The following is a 3,190-nucleotide window of genomic DNA, read 5'->3' as shown; positions in this document are numbered from 1 at the left end:
AAATAATCAAGATCATAAAGCAAGCCATAACAAACAATTACCTGATACAGGTGAAGAATCAGAAGTTAATACAACTTTAATTGGTGGTTTATTAGCAGGATTGGGTTCATTATTCTTATTCGGTCGTCGTAGAAAAGAAGATAAATAAATTTATATTAAACATTCGTAAAGTGGTTATGTCAAATGATATAACCGCTTTATTTTTTGATTTAAATTCAATTTAATGAATGTAATTAAATGTAAAATAAACATAATTTTAATATATATATTATCTTTATAATTAAAGTGTTGAATATTTGAATAGCCCGAAATATAATATTTTTTGATAAGTGCTCATATAAATAAAATGACTTATCAATAAGAAAAATTGATATTTTAGGAGGAATGAATAATGAAAAAGAAACCAAAATCAAGAAGTGGTAAAATAGATTTTATTTCTAATAAATTAAATAAATATTCAATTAGAAAATTCACTGTTGGTACTGCTTCAATTTTGGTTGGTGCAACACTATTATTCGGTTTAGGTGATGAAGCGAAAGCAGATGAGGTATCTAACGAAGATTTAGTAAAAGCACAATCAAAAAGTTCTCAAAATGATGAAAAATCTAATGACATAAATGGGGATAATTCATCAACATTAACAGAAGAATTAAGCACAGAGGAAAAAGTAACAGAAAAAGCATCACTAGAAAAAGAGAGCACAGAAGAAAATACACTAGAAGATAATGTAACAGATGAAGTATCATCAGAAGAACCAGTTATAGAAGAAAAATCGACAGAAGAAAATAGAGAAGTAATATTACCAACTGAAAAAACAAATCAAGAAGACAAAGCATCAGAAAAGTTTACTTCTGAAGAATCGAGCACAGAGAAAAAAGCATCAGAACCAGTATCTATAGAGGAAAATATAACTTCAGTAAATCAAACTAAAGAACAACCAATTACAGAAGAAAAAACACCTACAGAATTAGAAATTGAAAATTCTAGAAACGAAGAAGTCTCAATAGATGGAACTTCTAGTACACAAGCAAAAGTAATTGATCAACCTACAAATTTTTCTGAAGAAGATTTAGTTAATGAATTAGATGACAAAATTAAAAATTTATCAGATGACGATCGTAAATTAATTATTGATAATGCAAAAATTAATTTTAAGGAAGATTCTTTAGAAGATGTGAAAAAGAAGATTTCTTTAGAAGCTATTAGATATCAATCTAAGAAAATCGATAAAAATAAGGTGCCAGCTACGACTTCTAGAAACTATACAGGGTTCAGAGCTGTGCCTATGGTTGATACAAATACAGAAGCTAGTGGTCAGAATGTTAATGATAAAGTAGTTATCAACAATTTTAATTTAGATAAAAGAAAATTTGACCCAAATCAATCTGGATTTACTAATATGAATGTATCATTTAGAATAACTGATTCTATTAAAGAAGGCGATTACTTTACATTCGATGTTCCTAATAATTTATCTCTAGACGGGGACATTGATTACAGTAAAGTAGGGTACCAAATGAATCTTGCTAAATTAAAAAATGAAAATGGAGACATTATAGCTACTGGTACTTATAATACAAAAACAAAACAAGGTAAATACATCTTCACTAATTTTGTAAATGAGAAAGAAAAAGTAAAAGGTAACTTTGAGATTCCGATATTTACAGATAGAAAAGAATCACCAAGAAGTGGAAATTATCCAGTAAGTTTTAATATAGCAGGTAAGCGATTCAATTCAACTATCAATCTTGATTACAGTTCTCCATTTGCTGGAGTTCCTGGAGCAAATGGCGCCAATATATCATCCAATATTAATAAAATAGATAATAAATCAGGTGAAAGAACTTATAAACAAGTAATATATGTTAACCCATTAGCTAAACAACTTTATGGTTCAAATGTTAATGTTAAAGGTTATTATGATGATCCAACTGTTAGTAGCACATTAGTGAATTCAGATAATACAAGATATAAAATTTATGAAGTAATTAATCCAAATCTATTAAATGAAAGTTATTTTGTAGATCCAAATGATGGAAACTTTAAAGATGTTACTGCGAATTTTAATGGTTATATTACTGATAATAATGATAATTCAACAGATATAAAATTTGGTGATATTAATAAAGCTTATGTAATTTTAGTAGATGGTCATTATGATGAAAGTGAAAATGATGTATTGACACGAGTTACAGAAACAAATCGTGATTATTATGGTAACCCTAGCTCATTCTATTGGGATAATCGTAACATTCTTAGATTTGGCTCAGGTAACGGTGATGGAGAAAATATACCTAAATATAACTTAGGTGATTATGTATGGGAAGATACAAATAAAGATGGCGTGCAAGATGAAGGCGAAAAAGGAATCGGAAATGTAACAGTAATTTTAAAAGATAAAGATGGACAAGAAATCGGTAGAGCAATCACTGATGAATCAGGTAAATACATTTTTAGAGGACTTAAGAATGGTGATTACAAAGTAGAATTTGAGACTCCAGCTGGCTATAAACCAACTATTGAAAATAATGGTGATGATGCTAAAGGTTCAGATGGTCTTAATGTAAATGTAAGAATTCAAGATGCTGATAATATGACTATTGACTCAGGATTCTACAAAGAAAAACCTAAGTATAACTTAGGTGATTATGTATGGGAAGATACAAATAAAGACGGCGTACAAGATGAAGGCGAAAAAGGAATTGGGAATGTAACAGTAATTTTAAAAGATAAAGATGGACAAGAAATTGCTAGAACAACAACAGATGAAACAGGTAAATATATTTTTAGAGAATTAGAAAATGGTAAATATACAGTAGAATTTGAAACACCACAAGGATACACTCCAACAGTTAAAGATCAAGGTGGTAACGATGAAAAAGATTCAGATGGACTAAAAGTTGAAGTTACAATTAACGATGAAGATGATATGTCTATAGATTCAGGATTCTATAAAGAAGATACTGATGCGGATGCTGATTCAGACTCAGATAGCGATTCAGACTCAGACAGCGATTCAGACTCAGACAGCGATTCAGACTCAGACAGCGACTCAGACTCAGATAGCGACTCAGACTCAGACAGCGATTCAGACTCAGATAGCGATTCAGACTCAGATAGCGACTCAGACTCAGATAGCGATTCAGACTCAGATAGCGATTCAGATTCAGACAGCGATTCAGACTCAGAT

The 3,190-nt window shown here is 30.1% G+C and carries 2 protein-coding genes; both read left to right on the top strand.

Going from position 1 to position 3,190, the window contains the following annotated elements; genetic code table 11:
* Nucleotides 1–148, top strand: a 148-nt coding sequence (locus LQ677_RS14470; protein WP_239749095.1) for an LPXTG cell wall anchor domain-containing protein, incomplete at its 5' end; no start/stop codon positions are given.
* 243 nt (nucleotides 149–391) lie between these two features.
* Nucleotides 392–3,190 (top strand): SdrD B-like domain-containing protein (locus LQ677_RS14465; RefSeq protein ID WP_239749094.1); only part of this gene is annotated, 2,799 nt, incomplete at its 3' end.

This window comes from Mammaliicoccus sp. Q-M61 (genome assembly GCF_022386055.1).
GTDB lineage: Bacteria > Bacillota > Bacilli > Staphylococcales > Staphylococcaceae > Mammaliicoccus > Mammaliicoccus sciuri_A.
Note: the sequence above shows the minus strand (reverse complement) of the source record. Positions and strands in the feature narration are given on the sequence as shown.